Raw genomic sequence first — 16,579 nt, forward strand, 5'->3', positions numbered from 1 at the left:
GGCGGCCATGACGACCGTACGCAAGGGCCAGGCGCCCGCGAAGCTGAACCGCGACGAATTTCATCTCGTCTTTTCGCGCGACTTCTACGATCCCGCCTACCAGGCCGTCGCCAAGGAACTGGCAGCCGTCGAAGAGGTCGCGTGGCGGGCCTACGTCGATTCGCACAAGGCGCCGATCACGGTGAAGGCCGGCCCCGGGTTCGCCGACCCGGACTACGATCTGTCCGTCGAATGGAAAGAGGCGCACGACCGCCTGCTGGCCGCCGAGGCCCACCAGAAAGATCCCGCGACGCCGAGCCGCATCCTCTTGATTAATGGCGCGGCGCGCAACGACGGCAGTTGCCCGGGCGAGATCTCGAAGACGTGGCGGCTCGCGACGCTGTGCGAGGCCGTCATCGCGGCCGAGGGCATGGAGACGGACCTGCTCGACCTGTCGCGCCTCATTTCCGACTACGACCGCCACATCCACCCGTGCAAGGCCTGCGTGTCGACGGCGATGCCGCTGTGCCATTGGCCGTGCAGCTGCTACCCGAACCATTCGCTGAACCAGGAAAACGACTGGATGAACGAGATCTACGAGCGCTGGGTGGCCGCGCACGGGGTCATCATCCTCACGCCGACGTACTGGTACCAGTCACCCTCCGTGCTGAAGCTGATGATCGACCGCCTCGTGTGCGCCGACGGCGGCAACCCCGATCCCACCTCCACGCACGGCAAGAAGGCGGAAGAAGCGAAGGCGCTGGAGCAGGACTGGCACTATCCGAAGCATCTCGCGGGACGCGTCTACGGCCTCGTCGTGCATGGCGACGTGGCCGGCATCGAATCGACGCGGCGCTCGCTGTCCGACTGGCTCGACTGGATGGGCCTGATCGACGCGGGCCCCACCGCCCTGCTCGACCGCTACGTCGGCTATTACGAGTCGTATGCGGACAGCCACGCCACGCTCGACAAGGACACGGCGTTCCAGGACGAGGTGCGCAACGTGGCGCGCTCGGTGTCGGCGGCCGTCGCGGCGGTGCGCTCGGGCAAGCTGCTGCAGCCGGACCGGAAGCTGGCCAATCCCCGGCCGAAGTGACGGGCGGTCTTTTTTTGGTATCATCCGGGGATCGCTTGCCAATGAACCCCGCCGCATGTCCCACCTCGCGCAGCTGATGCACCAGCTCTCCGCCACCAGCAACCTGCCGCTCTACCAGCAATTGCAGCGCGCCCTGCGCGACGCGATCGACCGGGGCGTCTACGGCCCGGCGGAAGCCTTGCCGGCCGAGCGCCAGCTCGCGGCCGAACTGGACGTCTCGCGCATCACGGTGCGCAAGGCGATCGACGGCCTCGTCGAGGAAGGCCTGCTCGTGCGCCGCGCAGGGTCCGGCAATTTCATCAACACGCGCATCGAAAAGAATTTCGCCAAGCTGACGTCGTTTTCGGAAGACATGCGCTCGCGCGGCCGTACGCCGCGCAGCGTCTGGCTCAAGCGCTCGGAAGGATTGGTGACGCCGGAAGAAGCGCTGCGTCTCGGTCTCTCGCCGGGCGCCGCCGTCTATCGCTTCAACCGCATCCGCTACGCCGACGACATGCCGATGTGCCTGGAATACGCGACCATTGCCGCGTCCGCCCTGCCCTCGCTGGATGCGGTGGACGTGTCGATGTACGAAGCGCTGGAAGCGAACGGCAAGCGCCCCGTGCGCGCGCTGCAGCGCCTGTCCGCGCTGCTGCTGAACGCCGAGCAGGCAAAGTTGCTGCAATCGCGGGAAGGCGACGCGGGCCTGTGCGTGGAACGGCTGGGCTTTCTGCCGGACGGCCAGGCCGTGGAATTCTGCCGCTCCTATTTTCGGGGCGACATGTACGACTTCGTGGCCGAGCTGAGCGCCGGCTGATCAACTTTTACAACAACAACGCCATGACCAACCTGACCTACGAAGCCTATCTCGACGAAGTCGCCACCCTGCTGACCGAGCTGTACGACCTCGACGACGCCACCGCCATCAAGCTCGTCGTCGACGCGCAGGCGGCCGAGTATTTTTCGCCGCACGACGACCATCCGGACATGCGGACGCTCACGCGTGCGCGCGAGGATGCCGTGGCGTTATACAAGGCACGCCAGGCCCGGGTGAGCACGCAAGCGAAGCAACAGCGCGCCACCCACAAGAAACGATAGGCAAACGCCCGTCAGATCGCCGTCAGGCCGCCATCGATGGCCAGTTGGTGGCCGGTGACGAACGACGCCTGCTCCGAGCATAGCCACAGCGCCGCGTTGGCGATTTCGGACGGGTCGGCGATGCGTCCCATCGGATGCGCCGCCTTGAGCTTCTTGTCGCGCCCCGGCTCGCGCTCGAGCATGCGCGCCAGCATCGGGGTCTTGACGGCGCCCGGGCACACGCTGTTGACGCGGATGCCGTCCTTGGCATATTCGACGGCCGCGCTCTTCGTCAGGCCGACGACGGCGTGCTTGGACGCCGAGTAGATCGCGCGGTGCGGTGCCGCCACGAGGCCGCCGGCGTCCGCGATGTTGACGATCACGCCGCCGCCTTCCTGCTTGAGCATCTGGCGCAGCTGGCTCTTCATGCACAGCCAGACACCCTTGACGTTGACGCCCATGATGCGGTCGAACTGGTCGTCCTCGCCTTCGGCCAGCGGCAGGTATTCTTCCTCGACAGCGGCGCCATTGACGGCGCAGTCGATGCGGCCGTAATGGCCGACCGCCTTGTCCATCAAGGCCTCGACGTCCGCCGCGACCGTGACATTGGATTTCACAAACAGCGCCTTGCCGCCCGCTTCGACGATCAGGGCCGCAGTCATGTGGCCGCCGTCGACCGACGTGTCGGCGATGACGACACAGGCGCCCGCGCGCCCGAATGCCAGCGCCGTCGCCCGGCCGATACCGCTGGCGCCCCCGGTTACCAGCACTACCTTGCCCGCATACGAAATGCCGCTCGGAGTCTGCTTGGTCATGCCCTTCATCATGCTTCCTTTTCAATATCCCGACGCAAGCTTTGCTTCCTACAAGCAATACTGCGCTCAGGCAACATGATAGCGCCCGTCCCGGGCATTGACCAAGTTTCTCAGCCATTCTGCAAGTGAAGGAACGGCCGAGTGTTGCAATCAGGGTGCAGGTTTCACTTTTGCCTTGTCTCCAGCCATGACGACGGACATCTTCGCGGGGTCGACCGCCTTGCGGAATGCCGCGTTCAGCTGGGGCAAGCTGACGGCCATCAAGCGCTGCTCGAACTCGGCCGACCACTCGAACGTGCGGCCGCGATACATGTACGACGTCCAGCCGGCGGCCAGCGCGCCGTCGTCGGCACGGTTCTGGATCCTCTGTTGCATCAGACCCGACTTGGCGCCGGCGAGTTCCGCCGTCGTGAAGCCATCCTTGAGCACGCGCAGGAGTTCCTCGCGCACGGCGGCGTCCACCTTGGCCAGGTTCTGCGGCGCGGCGATGGCGCTGATCGCGAACATGCCGGCACGGTCGAGGTCGCCGGGGACAAGGTTCGAACCGCCGCCATACGACAGCCCCTCTTTCTGGCGGATGCGGTCCATCAGGCGCGAGCGCATGCCGCCCCCGCCGAAGATGTAATCGGCCAGCATCAGCGCCGGGTAATCCGGATCCTCGACGTTGAGATCGACGTTGATCCGCGCCGTATAAAAGCCGTTTTCCTTGTCGGGCGTATTCAGGAACGTATGGATGGGCGCGATGTTGCCGTTCTTGCGCAGCACGGGCGCCACGTGCATCGGGGCTTTCCAGCGGCCGAACAGCTGGTCGACGAGGGGCGCGATCGCCTGCGCATCGAAATCGCCCACGATGGCCATCTCGGCCGGCACGGTGCCGTAGTAGTCGCGGTGGAAGGCCTTGACCTGGTCCAGCGTCGCGCCCTTGAGGTCCGCAAGATCTTCCTCGAGCGTCGTTTCGTGGCGGATATCGCCCTTGGGATAAACATCAAAATGCTCGTTCAGCGCGCGCGACGCCACATTGGTCGGCTCGCTGCGGCTCGCTTCCAGCCCGACGATCGATTGCTGGCGCAATTGTTCGAATTCGGCAGCCGGAAAGCTCGGTTCGCGCAGCACGTGGGCGACGAGTTTCAGCGCTTCGGGCAGGTTGTCGCGCGTCGTCTGGAAGTGCGTGAGGCTGCCGGAAATCTTGAGCTTGTCGAAGGCGTCGGCCAGCTGCACGCGGTCGTACTTCGTCGTGCCGCGCATCAGCATCGCGTTCGTCAGCCCCGGCAGCGCCGCCTTGCCGAACAGGTTCTGCTCATCGCCGATGTGCTGGCGCAGGTCGACGGTGACCGTCTGGCCGCGGTTCTTCTTCGGCAGCAAGGCCAGTTTCACCCCGCCCGCCGTCGTCAGCGTCGTGCGTTTCATGATGTTGGCCTGGCTCGGATCGAAGTCCTCGGCGCTCAGGGTGGATGCCTGCGGCTTGAAATCCTTGAGCAGGCTTTGCACGCTGGGCGCGGGCGGGATGACGGCGCGCTGCGGATTGTCGTCCGGGATGAACTCGCCTGTGACGCGGTTATCGCGCTTGAAATAGCGCCCCGCTGCCGCGGCAACCTCGTCCGACGTAATCTTGTTGACGCGGTCGCGGCCGACGAAGAACAGGCGCCAGTCGCCCAGCGCAATCACTTCCGACAGTGCGACGCCGACCTGCTGCGGATCGTTCAGGCTGCGCTCGAATTCGTTCAGGAAGGTGCGCTTCGTGCGCTCCATCTCTTCCGGCGTCGGCGGGTTCTTGGCGAACTCTTCCACGGCCTGCGTGAGGGCGGCGCGCACGGGTTCGAGCGGCGCGTCCTTCTTCACCACGGCACCGAAGTATTGCAGGCCGGGCGCATAGCCCGTCTGGCCATAGGCGAATACCTGGCTCGCCTTGCCCGTCTCGACGAGCAGCTTGTGGAGGCGGCCCGTCGGCGAATCGCCGAGGATGGTCGAGGCGAAACTCAGCACGTCGCTGTCGTCGTGCAGGCCGGACGGCACCTTGTAGCCGAGCGCGACGATCTGCACGTCGCCCTGACGCCGCACGGTGAACGTGCGGTCGCCATCCTGCGTGGGCTCGACCGTCCAGAATTCCGGCAACGTGCGCTTCGGCTTCGGGATCGCGCCGAACAGGCGGTTGATCGACAGCAGGGTTTTCGCGGGATCGAACTTGCCCGCGACGAGCAGCACGGCATTGTCCGGCTGGTAATACGTGTGATAAAAATTCTGCAGGTTCGAGATCCTGACGTTCTCGATGTCGCTCTTGTTGCCGATCGTCGAGCGGCCATACGAATGCCAGTCGTAGGCCACGCTCTGCATGCGCTTCATGAGGACGGCACCCGGCGAGTTTTCGCCGTTTTCGTACTCGTTGCGCACGACCGTCATTTCGGAATCGAGGTCCTTCTTCGCGATGCTGGAATGCGTCATGCGGTCCGCTTCCATGCCCAGCGCCCAGTTGAGGTTATCGTCCGACGCCTGGAACACTTCGTAGTAATTCGTGCGGTCGAGCGACGTCGTGCCGTTGAACTGCATGCCGCGGTCCTGGAACTGGCGCGTGATGTCGGGGTGCTTCGGGCTCCCCTTGAACATCAGGTGTTCCAGCAGGTGGGCCATGCCCGTCTCGCCATAATTCTCGTGGCGCGAGCCGACGAGGTACGTGACGTTGACGGTGACGGTGGGTCGCGACGAATCGGGGAATAGCAGGACTTTCAGGCCGTTCGGCAGCCGGTATTCCGTGATGCCTTCGACGGACGGGCCTTGCACGACGCCCTTGGGCAGGTCGAAAGCGAAGGCGCTGCCGGCCGCGATGAACGTCAGGCCGCCCGCGACCGTATAAGCGGCCAGGCCGCGCTGGAAAAACGTCAAGCTCATGTCACTCCGTCAGTTACTGTTGTCCTCGGGACATGGTAACAGACGGGTACTTAGGCCAGGCTTACCATTATTGCCGCACGCGGCGTTCGTGCTGTTGCTGGTAAGGGCTGATGCGGGCGAGGTCTTCCATTTCCTCGGCCAGGAAGCCGAGCAGGTCGTCCGCGCTGACGATGCCCGCGAGACGCCCGCCCTCGCCCACGACGGGCACGCGCCGGATGCCGCGCAGGCGCATGCGTTCAATGGTGACGGAGACGTCGTCGTGCTCGTCGGCCGTGAGCAGGTCGTCCGTCATGATGTCGCCGACCTGCAGGCCGACCGGATCGAGGCCGAGGGCGACGACGGAGACGACGATGTCGCGGTCCGTGATGATGCCGGCGGGCGTGCGTTCGCCATCGACGTCGTCGACGACGACGATGTCGCCCACATGATGTTTGCGCATGAGTAAGGCCGCAGCCTGCACGCTTTCATCGCGGGCGCAGCAGACGGTGTCGACCGTGCAGAGTTTTCCGACTTCCATGGCGAGCTCCAACGTCAAACGTTAAAGCTACCCATGGTGCATCGATGAGGGTTTGAGGTAGATCAGGACTTCTTTTTTTCGTCCGCCGGCGGGACGAAGCACGCCTCGACGACTTGCAGGTCGTTGTCTTTGGCGAAATTGCACACGAAGTGGTAGGCCAGCGGTTCGATGCTTTTGAGGGCATTGTTCACGACGACCGCCTTGACACCGTTCACGACGGTCGGGTGCACGTAGGGCGAGAACTTCAGGTGGGCGTTCGGACCACCGCTGCCGGCCGGCCGGAAACACGACATGACGCCGCACAGACGCTCGGCCCAGTCACTCGGGCGGAATTGCCTGCCCTTACTTGTCACGCCGAGAATGAAGAATTCGTCGGCGCCTTTCCCGGTTTGCGGTGAGTCGGCCATAGTGCGGCTTCTGAAACAAAGGCGTGGATGAGAACAACCCGACTATTATATCTTATAGAAGACCTGCGGACGAGCCCCATGTGCCGGCTCTTGTCGAACCGGCACGATGGACATCAACCGAGCAGGACTGCGCCCGACAGCAACAGCAGGAGCAGCATCCATAATAACAGCGCGCGCCAGACCAGGCCGACCGTACTTTGCAGTGCGCGCACGCTCGGCTCGTCGCCCGGCAGCATGTCGTCCTCGCTGGCGCTGCTGTCGACCGTCGCCGCGTCGGCCGGCAGGACGTGCGGCGCGTTCTCGGCCGGGCTGCCGAGGCGCACGCCCATCGCGCCGCCGCCCGCGGCCAGGATGATGCCTTTCGATTCGTCGGTCCACCGATTGGCGAAATTGCGCCACGCATAGATCGCATCCTCGAAATTGCCGACCACGGCAAACGCGATCGCCGTCAGGCGCACTGGGATCCAGTCGATCCAGTAGAACGCACGGGCCGCGAACTGGCCGAACGCCTCGTTGCGCATATGATCCGGTTCGTTCCACGCGCGCGCGAGGTATTCGGACACGCGGTACATGACGGCGCAGGCTGGGCCCAGCGGCATCAGGAACCAGAAGAACACACCGAACACGTTGCGGTGCGTCGTGATCAGGGATTTTTCGACGGCGATGCGGGCGATCTCGGCGGTATCCATGCCGACCGTGTCTATCCTGGCCCACTCGGCCAGGAGTGTCCGCGCTGTCGCCTCGTCGCCCGCGTTGAGGGCGAACTGGATCGACGTGAAGTAATGGCTGTAGTGGCGGAAACCGAGCGTCAGGTAGACGATCAGCACGTTCCAGGCGAACGCGGCGAACACGAAGCGGTAGTACACGAGGACGCCGTAGATGACGGCCGTCGGCACCATCAGCGCGGCCATCATCAGGAACCAGCCCAGCCGGCCATGACTGACCTGGCCGGCATTGAACCAGCTCTCGATCTTCATGGCAAAGCGCTTGATCTCGGCGTAGATCTGGTTATCCGCGCGCAGCGGCTTCAGCTGTTCGATGAGCAGCGCGCACAGAATGGAGAAAAAAGTCATGCACGGTCCTTTGTACGTTGTTGCCTTACTTCATTTGCCCGCTAGGGTAGCGCAGAGACCGACCGGAGTCTATGCCCCTTCAGGCGCGTAACAAATGAAACAAATTCCGGAGCATACCTGCTGTCGCTCCCCAGATGAAGAAGCGCTCGTACGGCATCGCATAAAAACTGCGGCGGCCGGCGCCGTCCGGCAGGTCGAACGACATGATCTGGTGGTTCATGCCGTCCATGAGGAACCGCAAGGGCACTTCGAAGATGTCGGCCACTTCGTTCGATTCGGCCGTGAGGTCGAACGGCGGCGTGACGAGGCCCACGACGGGGGTGACGATGTAGGCGGACGCCGTGACGTGGTCGGGCAGCACGCCGACGATCTCGACGTGGCGGCGCGTGAGGCCGATCTCTTCCTCCGTCTCGCGCAGCGCGGTCTCGATGGGCGACGAGTCGTCCTCTTCCGCACGGCCGCCGGGGAAGCTGACCTGGCCCGCGTGGTTGCTCAGGTGTTCGGTGCGCTGCGTCAACAAGACCGTGAGGCCGTCCGGCCGGCGCACGAGGGGCACGAGGACGGCCGCGCGGCGCAACGTGGGGAAGCGCTCGCGCATGTCCTCGGGCAATTCCGGCACCCACGACGACGGATGGGCGAGGCGCTCGCGCAGCCAGGCCACCTCCAGGCGCTCGGCCGGCAACGCGGGCTCGCCGGCGATCGCGTCGACGGGCAGGCGCTTGGGATCGATGTGCAGTTTTGCCAAGGGCTTTCTCCAAAAGAAAAAGGCATCCAACCGGATGCCTTTTCCCTAGCACAGACGCTATTACTTCGCAGCAGCGGTCGTAGCGACTTTGCGAGTCGGCAGTTTCTCTTTGATACGTGCCGATTTGCCCGAACGCTCGCGCAGGTAGTACAGCTTCGCACGACGCACGTCACCACGACGCTTCACTTCGATCGAAGCGATCAGCGGCGAGTACAGCTGGAACGTACGCTCGACGCCTTCGCCCGACGAGATCTTGCGAACGATGAAGTTCGAGTTCAGGCCGCGGTTACGACGCGAGATGACGACGCCTTCGTATGCCTGGGCGCGCTTGCGGTTGCCTTCGACGACGTTGACGCTGACGACAACGGTGTCGCCCGGTGCGAAATCAGGGATGTTGCGGCCGAGGCGCGCAATTTCTTCTTGCTCGAGTTGCTGGATCAGATCCATTTTTATGACTCCTATTACCATCTTGCCGGCGCGTTCGATGCCCGGTAGAGGATGGGATTAAAACATGCGATACCCCGATGGGCACCGCCTTTATTCCGCGACCTTTTGCAAGGTTGCGAGAAACTGTTCGTCAGCCTTCGTCAGCAGACCGGCGCCACGCGCCTTGTCCAGCAGATCCGGCCGTTTCTTCGCGGTCGCCTCCAGCATACGCTGGCGGCGCCACTTCATGATCTCGGCGTGGTTGCCACCCATCAGCACGGGCGGCACGGCCACGCCTTCATAGACTTCCGGACGCGTGTAATGCGGCGAATCCAGCAGGCCGTTGACAAAACTGTCTTCGACCGCAGACGCGTCGTCACCCAGCACACCGGGCAACTGCCGCACCACGGCATCCATCAGCGCCATCGCAGGGAGTTCTCCGCCGGACAGCACGAAATCGCCGAGGGAAATTTCCTCGTCGACGACACGGTCCAGCAAACGCTGGTCGACCGCTTCGTAGCGTCCGCACAGCACGACGAGACCGGGTTCGTTCTTCAAGCCCATCACACGTTCGTGCGTCAGCGGTTTGCCTTGCGGCGACATGAACACGACGCGCGGTGCGGGCAAGCCCATGTCGATCTGGCGCTGCTTCGCCGCGTTGATCGTCGCTTCGAGCGGCCTGGCCAGCATCACCATGCCGGGACCGCCGCCATACGGGCGATCGTCCACGGTGCGGTGGCGGTCCGTCGTGAAATCGCGCGGATTCCAGATCGACAGGTTCCACAGGCCCTGCTCGTGCGCGCGCCGGGTCACGCCCGACTGCGTCAATGCGGCAAACATTTCGGGAAACAAGCTCACGACGTCAAACTGCATCGGGACCTCGCTTCAGGTGGACGGGATCAATAATCCAGACCCCAGTCCAGGGTAATCACTTTGGCTTGCAAGTCGACCGTCTTGACGTACTGATCCACGAACGGCACCAGCCGCTCCGGCGCTTTCGCATCGGGAGCGGCGTTCGGATCGGGCACGGGCGTGATCCGCAGGATGGACTGCGCGCCGTTGTGCATCATGTCGGAGACCTTGCCGAGCGCTTCGCCCTGCAAGTTGACCGTATCCAAGCCGATCAGGTCGGTCCAGTAATACTCGTCTTCCGGGAGTTCCGGAAAGTCCGATCGCGAGACCTGCACCGTGGCACCCTTGAGCGCCTCGGCCGCTTCGCGGTCGGTCACGTCGACCAGCGTGGCCGTCACGTCGCCGCTGTGGTACTTCGCGTTCCGCATTTGCACGGCACGCAGCGACGGCTTGTCGATCCACCAGGTTTTGACGCTCAGCAGCGCATCCGCATCCATCGAATAGGGCGTCACGCGGACGCCGCCCCGGAGCCCGTAGGCGCCGGTGATGTGGCCGACCTGGATCAGGTCGTCAGGCACCGCTTGCGCGGATGCCGATGTCGAATGTGCTGCAGAATCGGTCAAACCGTAAAACCTTCGCTGTATTAGGCAGCAGCCTTTTGCGTAGCCACCAGGCGAGCAACAGCCGGCGACAGCTGTGCGCCCACGCCTTGCCAGTACGACAGGCGGTCAGCGGTGACGTTCAGGGCGACTTCTTTGCCCGAAGCCATCGGGTTGTAGTAACCGATGCGCTCGATGAAACGGCCGTCGCGGCGATTGCGCGAGTCGGTTGCAACGATGTTGTAGAACGGGCGCTTCTTGGCACCACCACGAGCTAAACGAATAACGACCATAATATTTCCAAAAGTAAGCTGGACGGAGAAAGCCGACGATTATAGCGCGCTCTATCCTGCATCAGCAAGCATTTACATAAAAACCAAGAACGCTGGCGCGCAGTCCCGGCCGAATCCAAGATTATCGCCGATTTCGCGACTCTCCGCCACTATGGAGGCCGCTTTTGGACGATACTGATGACTTTCCTTTCAACATTTATTCGATGTCGCAACACAAGAACAAGACATTCGCCACCGCCCTCGCCTTCCTGCTCGGCGGACTCGGCGCGCACCGCTTCTATCTCAAGGGCAGCGTCGACCGCCTCGGCCTGCTCCACGTCTGCAGCCTGCCGGCGGCCGGCCTCGTGTACGGCCTCGGCCACGCGCCGAATCCGTTCTGGGTCCTGCTGCCCCTGATCCTGTCCTGGCTCGTCGGCTTCGGCGAAGCACTGATCCTCGGCCTCACGCCGGACGAGAAATGGGATGCCCGCTACAACCGCAACTCCGGCCGCCGCTCCGCGTCGCACTGGTTCGTGATCCTGCTCGTCGTGGTCACGATGCTGGTGGGCACGACGGCGCTCATCGCCACCATCTCGCGGCTGTTCGACCTGCTCTACACGGGCGGCGCGTACGGCTGACACGTTCGGCATCAGCGTCACAAGCCGGTCGCACCCCAGTCATACCGGGGCACCTGCGCGGGCGGCGTGCCGGTCACGATCACGATCTCGCGGTGCGCGTTCAGCGCGATCGTGGCCGGATCACCCGTGAAGCGCGTCACCGTTTCCTTGTCGATCACGTAATAGGTCGGCGTGCCGGGCAGCCCCGCCACCGCCGCAGTGCCGAGCGGCTGTCCCCATAACGCAAAGAACTGCCCCAGCGTGAACACCTTGGGCACATCCGTCTCGACGTGCAGGATGCCCGTGATGTCGTGGGTGTGCATTTCGTACGAACAGCCACTGCCGCGCCCGATCGAATCCGGCAAGCCGAGCCGTATGCCGTCCTGGTAGATCGAGAGGAGCGCGTGGATGTGGTAATCCTCGTTCTTCGCGCACCCCACGCCATCGACGACGGCCGTGCCCGCATGGCTCCATGCCGGCCACTGCGGCCTGCTGTTCAGCGTCGTATAGAGCTTGGTATAGCCCGGCTCCAGCACGATGTCTTTCGGCGGCGCGGGATCGCCGGGCGGCTGCGGCGCCGGGGCGGGTGTCGGCGCGGGCGCGGGTGCCGGCGCAGGCGTGGGACTCGGCACCGCCGGCGGATCGTTCGCGACCGTCGTGGGGGTGGCGTCGCTGCCGCCGCCGCAGGCCACCAGCGCGGACAATGCGGCGCAGGCGACGGCGATCGGTAATACCTTGCCAGGCTTCAGGGGATTCATGGGGCGCTCCTTCGATTGTGGATGCGACGAATCGATTCTAGGAGCGCCGCTTACCCGCTACGCATGACGGACATCAAACGCGGAGCAGCGGTCGGCAGCACGCAACAAATCGCCCGCTGCGGCCCATGAAAAAAGCGGCCCGCAGGCCGCTTCGACAACACCTCCAGCCGTCAGAACTGCTCGACGTCCAGCGCCAGCACGCCGGCAGCACCGTCCACGATCGCGTGGCGCAGTCCGTCCGCCTGCGCCAGCATGTGGTCCGCGAAGAAGCGCGCGGTGGCGATCTTGGCGCGGTAGAACGCCGCGTCGCCGGCGCCGGCATCCAGCTTCTGGCGCGCGACGATGGCCGCGCGCGCCATCTGCCAGCCGCCCAGCACGATGCCGGCCAGCTTCAGGTACGGCACGCTGCCCGCGAACACGGCGCGCGGATCGGATTTCGTGTTCGCCACGACGTAGTCGACAACGGCTTCCAGCGCCGCGCTGCCCGCGACCAGCTGGCTGCGAATCGCCGTGAAGTCCGCATCCTGCACCTCCGCCAGCTGCGCCTCGGTCGCGCGTACCTGGGCCAGGATCGCCTTCGCCACGGCGCCGCCGTCGCGCACCGTCTTGCGGCCCACGAGATCATTGGCCTGGATCGCCGTCGTACCTTCGTAGATCGTGAGGATCTTGGCGTCGCGGTAGTGCTGCGCGGCGCCCGTCTCCTCGATGAAGCCCATGCCGCCATGCACCTGCACGCCGTCGCGGGCGACGTTCTCGCTCATCTCCGTCGACCAGCCCTTGATCACCGGGACGAGGTATTCGTACACGGCCAGGTTGGCCTTGCGGGTCGCTTCGTCCGGATGGCTGTGCGCCAGGTCCGAGAGGCCGGCGCCGACGTAGGCCAGCGCGCGCGCCGCTTCGGTCTGCGCGCGCATCGACATCAGCATGCGGCGCACGTCCGGGTGGTGGATGATGGCGACGGGGCCGGCGGAACCTTCGACGGCGCGCGACTGGACGCGCTCCTTCGCGAACGCGACGGCCTGCTGGTACGCGCGCTCGGCCAGGCCGATGCCCTGCATGCCGACGCCGAAGCGGGCCGCGTTCATCATGATGAACATGTATTCGAGGCCGCGGTTCTCTTCGCCGACGAGCGTGCCGATCGCGCCGCCATGGTCGCCGAACTGCAGCACCGCGGTCGGGCTCGCCTTGATGCCCAGCTTGTGCTCGATCGACACGCAGTGCACGTCGTTGCGCTCGCCCAACGAACCGTCATCATTGACCATGAACTTCGGCACGATGAACAGCGAGATCCCCTTCACGCCCGGGGGCGCGTCCGGCGTGCGCGCGAGCACGAGGTGGATGATGTTCTCGGCCATATCGTGCTCACCGTAGGTGATGAAGATCTTGGTGCCGAAGATTTTATAGGTGCCGTCGCCCTGCGGCACGGCGCGCGTGCGCACGGCGGCGAGGTCGGAACCGGCCTGCGGTTCCGTCAGGTTCATCGTGCCGGTCCACTTGCCGTTGATCAGGGGCTCGATGAAGCGGGTCTTCTGCTCGGCGCTGCCGGCCGTCAGCAGCGCTTCGATGGCGCCGTCCGTCAGCAGGCCGACGAGGGCGAACGCGATGTTCGCGCTGTTGAGCATCTCGATGCACGGCGTGGCGACGAGCTTCGGCAGGCCCTGGCCGCCGAATTCGGCCGGGTGCTGCACGCCCTGCCAGCCGGCATCCGCGAAGCCGCGGAACGCTTCCTTGAAACCCTTCGACGTCGTGACCTGGCCGTCGTGCCAGTAGCTCGGCTCCTTGTCGCCCGATTGATTCAGCGGGGCGACGACTTCGCCGCAGAACTTCGCGTTCTCTTCCAGCACGGCTTCGACGGTGTCGGGCGTCGCGTCTTCGCAGCCGGGCAGTTGATTGATCTCGGACAGGTTGGCCAGTTCGTTCACGACGAACAGCATGTCCTTCAGGGGGGCGTTGTAGGTCACCGCAGTCTCCTAGTTTCTCTTTACGTAAACGTCAATCGTCGGGCGCAAAAAAGCGGGAACCCATACAAAATACACGCCGCAGTGACTACGTTTGATTCAGCATGGGTTCCCGCTTGCGCGGGAACGACGGTTTAACCCAGTTCTTTGACCAGGGCCGGCACGACCTCGAACAGGTCGCCGACGATGCCGTAGTCGGCCACCGAGAAGATCGGCGCTTCCGGATCCTTGTTGATGGCGACGATGGTCTTGGAATCCTTCATGCCGGCCAGGTGCTGGATCGCGCCCGAGATACCGACGGCGATGTATAGCTGCGGCGCGACGATCTTGCCGGTCTGGCCCACCTGCCAGTCGTTCGGCACGTAGCCCGCGTCGACGGCCGCGCGCGATGCGCCCATCGCGGCGCCCAGCTTGTCGGCCAGCGGCTCCAGGATCTTGAAGTTGTCGCCCGAGCCCATGCCGCGGCCGCCGGAGACGACGACCTTGGCGCCGGTCAGTTCCGGACGGTCCGACTTGGCCAGTTCGCGGCCCACGAAGCTCGACTTGCCCGAGTCCGCGACGGCGGCGACGGTTTCGACGGCGGCCGAACCGCCTTCCGCTGCGGCGGCGTCGAATCCGGTGCCGCGCACGGTGATGACTTTCACGCTGTCGGTCGACTGCACGGTGGCGATGGCGTTACCGGCGTAGATCGGACGCTCGAACGTGTCGGGCGCATCGACCTTGGTGATTTCCGAGATCTGGGCGACATCCAGCTTGGCGGCGACGCGCGGCAGCACGTTCTTGCCGAAGGCCGAGGCCGGGGCCAGGATGTGCGAGTAAGCGCCGGCCACGGCTAGGATCTGCTCGGCGACGTTCTCGGCGAGGCCGTCGGCGAATTGCGGCGCGTCGGCGACCAGCACTTTCGCCACGCCCGCGACCTTGGCGGCGGCTTCCGCGACGGCGCCGCAGCCGCTGCCGGCGACGAGGATGTGGACATCGCCGCCGCATTGCGCGGCCGCGGTGACGGTATTCAGGGTGACAGCCTTCAGGTGGGCGTTGTCGTGTTCAGCAATGACGAGTGCGACCATGGTTATTCCTTAATTAGATGACTTTAGCTTCGGTGCGCAGCTTCGCAACCAGGGTCGCCACATCGGGCACCTTGACGCCGGCCGAACGCTTGGCCGGCTCGGCGACCTTGACGGTCTTCAGGCGCGGCGTGACGTCGACGCCCAGGTCTTCCGGCTTGACGGTCGTCAGCGGCTTTTTCTTGGCCTTCATGATGTTCGGCAGCGTGACGTAGCGCGGCTCGTTCAGGCGCAGGTCGGTGGTGACGATGGCCGGCAGCGTCAGCTGCACGGTTTCCAGGCCGCCGTCCACTTCGCGGGTCACGGTGACCTTGCCGTCTTCCAGCACGACCTTCGAGGCGAACGTCGCCTGCGGCCAGCCCAGCAGCGCAGCCAGCATCTGGCCGGTCTGGTTCGAATCGTCGTCGATCGCCTGCTTGCCCAGGATGATCAGTTGGGGCTGCTCTTCGACGGCCAGCGCCTTCAGTACCTTGGCGACGCCCAGCGGCTCGATCTCGGCACCGGTCTCGACCAGCACGCCGCGGTCGGCGCCGATCGCCATCGCGGTACGCAGGGTTTCCTGGGCCTGGGCCACGCCGCAGGTCACGGCCACGATCTCGGTGACCTTGCCGGCTTCCTTCAGGCGCGTGGCTTCTTCCACCGCGATCTCGTCGAACGGGTTCATCGACATCTTGACGTTGGCGATATCGACGCCGCTGCCGTCGGACTTGACGCGGACCTTGACGTTGTAGTCGACCACGCGTTTGACGGGTACCAGGACTTTCATAGTGTGCCTTTGAAAAATGGGTGAAAGACTAAAAATGATCCGAATTATAAAAGCAAATTCCGTTCAGGTCAGAATTAAAGCACGATCGTGCGTTTTTCGGTTAGAGGAAATGCCCTAATCGTACTTGATTGTGCGTTAGCGGGTTTCCTTGCGGGTGCGGATGGCATGCCCGGCGTACCGGGCTTCAGGAGAAGGCTGTCGTTATTTCCGGCGCAGCCAGAACGTGAATTCGCCGTTGATGTGCGTGTGCGCCAGCAGGGCGTTGCCCGTCTGCTTGGCGAACGCCTGGAAGTCGCGTACCGAACCGGTGTCGGTGGCGACGATGCGCAGCACCTCGCCACTGGCCAGTTCCGCGAGGGCCTTCTTGGCCTTGAGGATCGGCAGCGGGCAATTCAAGCCACGCGCATCCAGGTCCTTCTGGACCTCGATGGTGCCGGTGTCGATTATGGTTTCGCTCATCGATTGCCTGCTAGTTGGTAGGGCATGGACCCGATAGTACTCCAATTAACCCATTATGACGCGCCGCACCAAAATTTGGTATCCATGTTGCGTTGTAACAACGGCAATTACTTGACAGGCAGATAGAGATGAGGCGGAGATGACCGGATGAGAGGGATGCAGGGCGAACGGCTGTGCCGCCCACTTACCCATCGAAACAAGAGTTGATTCAGCTCAAATCCCCCTCGATTTACAGCG

General features: G+C 64.3%; 19 protein-coding genes. 4 read left to right on the forward strand and 15 right to left on the reverse strand.

Going from position 1 to position 16,579, the window contains the following annotated elements; all coding sequences use genetic code 11:
- Positions 1-7: 7 nt before the first annotated feature.
- From ACEN9H_RS22560 to ACEN9H_RS22570, 3 genes are read left to right on the forward strand one after another with little or no spacing between them, the layout of a single operon-like run.
- On the forward strand, positions 8-1,075 hold the full coding sequence (locus tag ACEN9H_RS22560; RefSeq protein ID WP_413672147.1) for a flavodoxin family protein: 1,068 nt from the start codon (positions 8-10) through the stop codon (positions 1,073-1,075).
- A gap of 55 nt (positions 1,076-1,130) precedes the next feature.
- A complete protein-coding gene (locus tag ACEN9H_RS22565; RefSeq protein WP_056129052.1) occupies positions 1,131-1,871 on the forward strand; it encodes a GntR family transcriptional regulator in 741 nt (246 codons plus the stop codon).
- A 23-nt stretch (positions 1,872-1,894) separates the two neighbouring features.
- Positions 1,895-2,152: a hypothetical protein gene (locus tag ACEN9H_RS22570; RefSeq protein ID WP_371764848.1), complete on the forward strand. Its 258-nt coding sequence runs from the start codon at positions 1,895-1,897 to the stop codon at positions 2,150-2,152.
- An 11-nt stretch (positions 2,153-2,163) separates the two neighbouring features.
- On the opposite strand, the gene ACEN9H_RS22575 is transcribed toward ACEN9H_RS22570, so the two are convergent.
- The 10 genes from ACEN9H_RS22575 to rpsP all read right to left on the reverse strand — a co-directional run bounded on the left by ACEN9H_RS22575 (position 2,164) and on the right by rpsP (position 10,741).
- Positions 2,164-2,946, reverse strand: coding sequence for an SDR family oxidoreductase (locus tag ACEN9H_RS22575; RefSeq protein ID WP_371764849.1), 783 nt, complete (start codon positions 2,944-2,946; stop codon positions 2,164-2,166).
- A gap of 150 nt (positions 2,947-3,096) precedes the next feature.
- Entirely contained in the window at positions 3,097-5,829 is a 2,733-nt protein-coding gene (locus ACEN9H_RS22580) for a M16 family metallopeptidase (protein WP_413672148.1), read from the reverse strand.
- Between the two features lie 67 nt (positions 5,830-5,896).
- Positions 5,897-6,346: a CBS domain-containing protein gene (locus ACEN9H_RS22585; RefSeq protein WP_413672149.1), complete on the reverse strand. Its 450-nt coding sequence runs from the start codon at positions 6,344-6,346 to the stop codon at positions 5,897-5,899.
- Between the two features lie 62 nt (positions 6,347-6,408).
- Positions 6,409-6,753 (reverse strand): DUF3579 domain-containing protein, encoded by a 345-nt coding sequence (locus ACEN9H_RS22590; protein WP_056129044.1) that lies wholly within the window; start codon positions 6,751-6,753, stop codon positions 6,409-6,411.
- Between the two features lie 113 nt (positions 6,754-6,866).
- A complete protein-coding gene (locus tag ACEN9H_RS22595; RefSeq protein WP_413672150.1) occupies positions 6,867-7,826 on the reverse strand; it encodes a CobD/CbiB family protein in 960 nt (319 codons plus the stop codon).
- 79 nt (positions 7,827-7,905) lie between these two features.
- Positions 7,906-8,571, reverse strand: a complete 666-nt coding sequence (locus ACEN9H_RS22600; protein ID WP_056129038.1) for a CoA pyrophosphatase — start codon at positions 8,569-8,571, stop codon at positions 7,906-7,908.
- Between the two features lie 60 nt (positions 8,572-8,631).
- Complete coding sequence (rplS, locus tag ACEN9H_RS22605; protein WP_056129035.1) at positions 8,632-9,018, reverse strand: 50S ribosomal protein L19; 387 nt, start codon at positions 9,016-9,018, stop codon at positions 8,632-8,634.
- A 90-nt stretch (positions 9,019-9,108) separates the two neighbouring features.
- Positions 9,109-9,870 (reverse strand): tRNA (guanosine(37)-N1)-methyltransferase TrmD, encoded by a 762-nt coding sequence (trmD, locus tag ACEN9H_RS22610; RefSeq protein WP_413672151.1) that lies wholly within the window; start codon positions 9,868-9,870, stop codon positions 9,109-9,111.
- Between the two features lie 26 nt (positions 9,871-9,896).
- On the reverse strand, positions 9,897-10,427 hold the full coding sequence (gene rimM / locus ACEN9H_RS22615) for a ribosome maturation factor RimM (protein ID WP_371764853.1): 531 nt from the start codon (positions 10,425-10,427) through the stop codon (positions 9,897-9,899).
- A 65-nt stretch (positions 10,428-10,492) separates the two neighbouring features.
- On the reverse strand, positions 10,493-10,741 hold the full coding sequence (gene rpsP, locus ACEN9H_RS22620) for a 30S ribosomal protein S16 (protein ID WP_036238507.1): 249 nt from the start codon (positions 10,739-10,741) through the stop codon (positions 10,493-10,495).
- Between the two features lie 203 nt (positions 10,742-10,944).
- On the opposite strand from rpsP, the gene ACEN9H_RS22625 reads away from it, so the two are divergent.
- Positions 10,945-11,358, forward strand: a complete 414-nt coding sequence (locus tag ACEN9H_RS22625; RefSeq protein WP_413675623.1) for an NINE protein — start codon at positions 10,945-10,947, stop codon at positions 11,356-11,358.
- Positions 11,359-11,375: 17 nt separating this feature from the next.
- Here ACEN9H_RS22625 and ACEN9H_RS22630 read toward each other — a convergent pair whose 3' ends face one another.
- From ACEN9H_RS22630 to ACEN9H_RS22650, 5 genes are all read right to left on the reverse strand, one after another.
- Positions 11,376-12,095, reverse strand: a complete 720-nt coding sequence (locus ACEN9H_RS22630) for a hypothetical protein (protein ID WP_413672152.1) — start codon at positions 12,093-12,095, stop codon at positions 11,376-11,378.
- Positions 12,096-12,265: 170 nt separating this feature from the next.
- Complete coding sequence (locus ACEN9H_RS22635) at positions 12,266-14,056, reverse strand: acyl-CoA dehydrogenase (protein ID WP_413672153.1); 1,791 nt, start codon at positions 14,054-14,056, stop codon at positions 12,266-12,268.
- A gap of 131 nt (positions 14,057-14,187) precedes the next feature.
- The gene (locus ACEN9H_RS22640; RefSeq protein WP_413672154.1) at positions 14,188-15,120 is read right to left on the reverse strand and encodes an electron transfer flavoprotein subunit alpha/FixB family protein; all 933 of its coding nucleotides are present in this window, start codon (positions 15,118-15,120) and stop codon (positions 14,188-14,190) included.
- A 13-nt stretch (positions 15,121-15,133) separates the two neighbouring features.
- Positions 15,134-15,883, reverse strand: a complete 750-nt coding sequence (locus ACEN9H_RS22645; protein ID WP_198118438.1) for an electron transfer flavoprotein subunit beta/FixA family protein — start codon at positions 15,881-15,883, stop codon at positions 15,134-15,136.
- A 201-nt stretch (positions 15,884-16,084) separates the two neighbouring features.
- Positions 16,085-16,312, reverse strand: a complete 228-nt coding sequence (locus ACEN9H_RS22650) for a sulfurtransferase TusA family protein (RefSeq protein WP_036238555.1) — start codon at positions 16,310-16,312, stop codon at positions 16,085-16,087.
- Positions 16,313-16,579 lie beyond the last annotated feature (267 nt).

This window comes from Massilia cellulosiltytica (assembly GCF_047325105.1).
Taxonomy (GTDB): domain Bacteria; phylum Pseudomonadota; class Gammaproteobacteria; order Burkholderiales; family Burkholderiaceae_D; genus Telluria; species Telluria orientalis.

Excerpts from the sequence above, each read along its gene's own strand:
- ACEN9H_RS22630 (WP_413672152.1), bottom strand. The coding sequence starts at position 12,095 with ATGAATCCCCTGAAGCCTGGCAAGGTATTACCGATCGCCGTCGCCTGC.
- ACEN9H_RS22640 (WP_413672154.1), bottom strand. The coding sequence starts at position 15,120 with ATGGTCGCACTCGTCATTGCTGAACACGACAACGCCCACCTGAAGGCT.
- ACEN9H_RS22575 (WP_371764849.1), bottom strand. The coding sequence starts at position 2,946 with ATGACCAAGCAGACTCCGAGCGGCATTTCGTATGCGGGCAAGGTAGTG.
- ACEN9H_RS22625 (WP_413675623.1), top strand. The coding sequence starts at position 10,945 with ATGTCGCAACACAAGAACAAGACATTCGCCACCGCCCTCGCCTTCCTG.
- rpsP (WP_036238507.1), bottom strand. The coding sequence starts at position 10,741 with ATGGTCGTTATTCGTTTAGCTCGTGGTGGTGCCAAGAAGCGCCCGTTC.
- ACEN9H_RS22565 (WP_056129052.1), top strand. The coding sequence starts at position 1,131 with ATGTCCCACCTCGCGCAGCTGATGCACCAGCTCTCCGCCACCAGCAAC.
- ACEN9H_RS22585 (WP_413672149.1), bottom strand. The coding sequence starts at position 6,346 with ATGGAAGTCGGAAAACTCTGCACGGTCGACACCGTCTGCTGCGCCCGC.
- ACEN9H_RS22645 (WP_198118438.1), bottom strand. The coding sequence starts at position 15,883 with ATGAAAGTCCTGGTACCCGTCAAACGCGTGGTCGACTACAACGTCAAG.
- ACEN9H_RS22595 (WP_413672150.1), bottom strand. The coding sequence starts at position 7,826 with ATGACTTTTTTCTCCATTCTGTGCGCGCTGCTCATCGAACAGCTGAAG.
- ACEN9H_RS22590 (WP_056129044.1), bottom strand. The coding sequence starts at position 6,753 with ATGGCCGACTCACCGCAAACCGGGAAAGGCGCCGACGAATTCTTCATT.
- rplS (WP_056129035.1), bottom strand. The coding sequence starts at position 9,018 with ATGGATCTGATCCAGCAACTCGAGCAAGAAGAAATTGCGCGCCTCGGC.
- ACEN9H_RS22580 (WP_413672148.1), bottom strand. The coding sequence starts at position 5,829 with ATGAGCTTGACGTTTTTCCAGCGCGGCCTGGCCGCTTATACGGTCGCG.
- ACEN9H_RS22570 (WP_371764848.1), top strand. The coding sequence starts at position 1,895 with ATGACCAACCTGACCTACGAAGCCTATCTCGACGAAGTCGCCACCCTG.
- ACEN9H_RS22560 (WP_413672147.1), top strand. The coding sequence starts at position 8 with ATGACGACCGTACGCAAGGGCCAGGCGCCCGCGAAGCTGAACCGCGAC.
- trmD (WP_413672151.1), bottom strand. The coding sequence starts at position 9,870 with ATGCAGTTTGACGTCGTGAGCTTGTTTCCCGAAATGTTTGCCGCATTG.